The organism is Neisseria sp. P0022.S010, from assembly GCF_051956635.1.
This window is the reverse complement of the sequence record NZ_JBQCXF010000334.1, coordinates 1-3322: the sequence shown is the minus strand read 5'-3', so window position 1 is coordinate 3322 and position 3322 is coordinate 1. Positions and strand designations below refer to the sequence as shown.

The window sequence follows — 3322 nt, the reverse complement described above, 5'->3', positions numbered from 1 at the left end:
AACGTGCATAGTATTGATATATTTTGAATGGTATCAGAGAGATGGCACAAAGGCCGTCTGAAAGTATGAAATCGTGCCGCAGGATACGGTAGATTTTTGAGAAAGTTGAATTTTAGGCAGTTGGAGGCAGGGTGTCAAATTTTTAAATCGAACACTAAGGCCGTAACTTAGTCTTATTCTTCAATAAGATTACGGCTGGAAGTAACGTGGCAACCGCAATCTTATTATCAAAAATCCGAGTATTTGCCCAACTTCAGATGGCCTTCTGCCCGTACCGCATCAGCGTCATGCCGCCGACTGCCGCTGCACAACCTGCAACCAGCGAAATATGCAAAGGTTCGCCCAAAACCCACGCCGAGCTGAGCATACCGAAAATCGGCACGAGCGTAATATACGCTGCCGCGCTACCTGCACCCAAAGTCTTCACGCCTTCGAAATACCACGCGTAGGCCAATACCGTCGCGCCGATGACCAGCCACGCCAATGCCGTCCAACCGCGTGCATCCATCGCTGCCATTGCCTCAAAAGGCAATCCGTCCGTCCACAACGCCACCACTGACAACATCAGCGCGCCGATGAACGACGTTGCTGCCGTTACCGTCAACGCGTCTATCCCGCGCAAAACCGCGCGACCGATTAAGGTATAAGCCGCCCAGCAAACCACGCAGCCGAAAATCAGCCACTCCCCTGCATTGATACCGCCCGATAAAACTGTCAACGGCTGCCCTTGCGTTACCACCATAATGGCACCACCGACCGCCAGCAGCATACCCGCCAAAATCTTCGCATTTAAACGCTCGCCGAAAAACCAAGTCGCCAACAGCAGCGTCAATACCGGATTCACTGCCACGACCACCGCCGCCTTGCCTGCCGGCATAGTCTGCAAACCCAGCATAAAAAACACCGCATAGCCGCACACGCCGACAGAAGCGGCCGCAGTCAAGCCCAGCCATTGCCGCGCCGACAAAGCCGCCAAAGTCGCAAACCTGCTGCGTGCAAACAACCAGCCCAACAACAAAACCGAAGCCAGCACAAACCGAACCGCCCCGCCCGTCAGCGGCGGCAGCGACTGCCCCAGCATCCGCCCCATCGGCCAAGACGCACCCCACAACACCGCCATCCCCAGCAGTTTCAAATATACAGAATAACGTTCCATCTCATCTCTTTATCGACAAAGGCCGTCTGAAAACCAGATTTCAAGTTTTCAGACGGCCTTCAATATAGCTGTTGCAAACAGATTACTTGGGCTGCCAAGAATCTTTCAGCGTGACCGTGCGGTTGAACACGGGATGCTCGGGGCGGTGGTCTTTGCGGTCGGTGACGAAATAGCCCAGCCGTTCAAACTGCCAGCGGCTCTCCGCAGGCAAATCGTTGGCGGCGGCTTCGACGTAGGCGGTGATTTCTTTGACCGATTCGGGGTTAAGGAAATCGGTGAACGGCAGGTATTCGCCGTCTTCGCCGCGCACGGCATCGGGACGGGGTTCGGTGAACAGGCGGTCGTACAGGCGCACGGTGGCGGGCACGGCATGTTCGGCGGAGAGCCAGTGAATCACGCCTTTCACTTTTCTGCCTTCGGGATTTTTGCCCAAGGTGTCGTAATCCAAGCTGCATTTGAGTTCGACGATGTTTCCGGCGGCGTCTTTTACCACTTCGTCACACTTCATCACATAGCTGTGGCGCAGGCGCACTTCGCCGCCGAGGGTCAGGCGTTTGAAGCCTTTGGGCGGGTTTTCGCTGAAATCGTCGGCTTCGATGTAGAGCGTGGACGAAATCGGCAGTTCGCGGCTGCCCATGTCTTCGCGGTTCGGATGATAGGGCGCGGTGCGGCTTTCGGCCAAGGCCGTCTGAAAATTGGTGAGCGTTACTTTGAGCGGATTCAGCACGGCCATCATGCGCGGGGCGGAGTTTTCCAGCTCTTCGCGAATCGCGCCTTCCAACACGCTCATATCGACGATGTTTTCAGATTTGGAAATACCGGCGCGTTTAGCAAACAGGCGCAGGCCTTCGGGCGTGTAGCCGCGGCGGCGCATACCGGAAATAGTCGGCATACGCGGGTCGTCCCAGCCGGAAACGTGGCCGTCTGAAACCAGTTGGTTCAGTTTGCGTTTGGAGGTGATGGAATACAAAAGCTCCAAACGGGAAAACTCGTATTGGCGCGGGCGGGTGGCGTGCAGCGCGGGGATGTTGTCCAACACCCAGTCGTAAAGCGGGCGGTGGGCTTCAAATTCGAGCGTACACAAGGAATGCGTGATGCCTTCGATGGCATCGGAAATGCAATGCGTGTAGTCGTACATCGGGTAGATGCACCATTTGTCGCCGGTGTTGTGGTGATGGGCGCGGCGGATGCGGTAGATGACGGGGTCGCGCATATTGATGTTGCCTGATGCCATGTCGATTTTCAGGCGCAGGGTTTTGCTGCCGTCGGGGAACTCGCCGTTTTTCATGCGTGTGAACAGGTCGAGGTTTTCTTCGACGCTGCGGTCGCGGTAGGGGCTGTTTTTGCCTGCTTCGGTCAGCGTACCGCGATACTCGCGCATTTCTTCGGGTGTCAAATCATCGACATACGCTTTGCCGTCTTTGATTAAACCGACGGCGTAGTCGTAAAGCTGGTCGAAATAATTGGAAGCGAAACGCGGCTCGCCTGCCCAATGGAAACCGAGCCACTCGACGTCTTCTTTGATGGCGTTGACGTATTCGTCGTTTTCTTTTTCGGGATTGGTATCGTCGAAACGCAGGTTGCACAGGCCGTCGAAAATATAGGCCAAACCGAAGTTCAGGCAGATGGATTTGGCGTGGCCGATGTGCAGGTAGCCGTTGGGCTCGGGCGGGAAACGGGTTTGGATGGCTTCGTGTTTGCCGCTTTTGAGGTCTTCTTCGATGAGGGTGCGGATAAAGTGGTTGTCCGCGAATTGGTCTTTATTCAACATAATATTTCTTTGATGGGAAAATGATTTTCTGTTTTCAGACGGCCTGAGCATTCAATCAGGCCGTCTGAAAGGAATGGAATGATGGCTCAATTGTACCCGACTTGGCTACTTTGATACAGGGTCGGCAACCTGCCACGCCACGCCGCGCTCGTTTAGGGTTTTCTGCATGGCGGCGGATGGTGGGCGGTCGGTAAACAGCTTATCGAATGCACCGATATCGCCCAGTCTGACCAAGGCATTGCTGTTGAATTTGCTGTGGTCGACGCCAAGATAGCGCACGCGGGCATTGTTCACCATCGCCTGCATGACGCTGACTTCCTTGTAATCGTCATCCAAAAGCGAGCCGTCGTTTTCTATGCCGTGGGTACTCATGATGGCATAGTCGACTTTGAATT

At 54.9% G+C, this 3322-nt stretch carries 2 protein-coding genes and 1 pseudogene; all 3 read right to left on the bottom strand.

Annotated features, from left to right (window positions below; translation table 11 throughout):
* Positions 1-253: 253 nt before the first annotated feature.
* The gene (locus tag ACTHUT_RS16300) at positions 254-1156 is read right to left on the bottom strand and encodes a DMT family transporter (RefSeq protein ID WP_440419077.1); all 903 of its coding nucleotides are present in this window, start codon (positions 1154-1156) and stop codon (positions 254-256) included.
* An 82-nt stretch (positions 1157-1238) separates the two neighbouring features.
* Positions 1239-2927 (bottom strand): glutamine--tRNA ligase/YqeY domain fusion protein, encoded by a 1689-nt coding sequence (locus ACTHUT_RS16295; RefSeq protein ID WP_250599641.1) that lies wholly within the window; start codon positions 2925-2927, stop codon positions 1239-1241.
* 105 nt (positions 2928-3032) lie between these two features.
* Positions 3033-3322 (bottom strand): annotated as a pseudogene (locus tag ACTHUT_RS16290) (DeoR family transcriptional regulator); the annotation flags it as partial.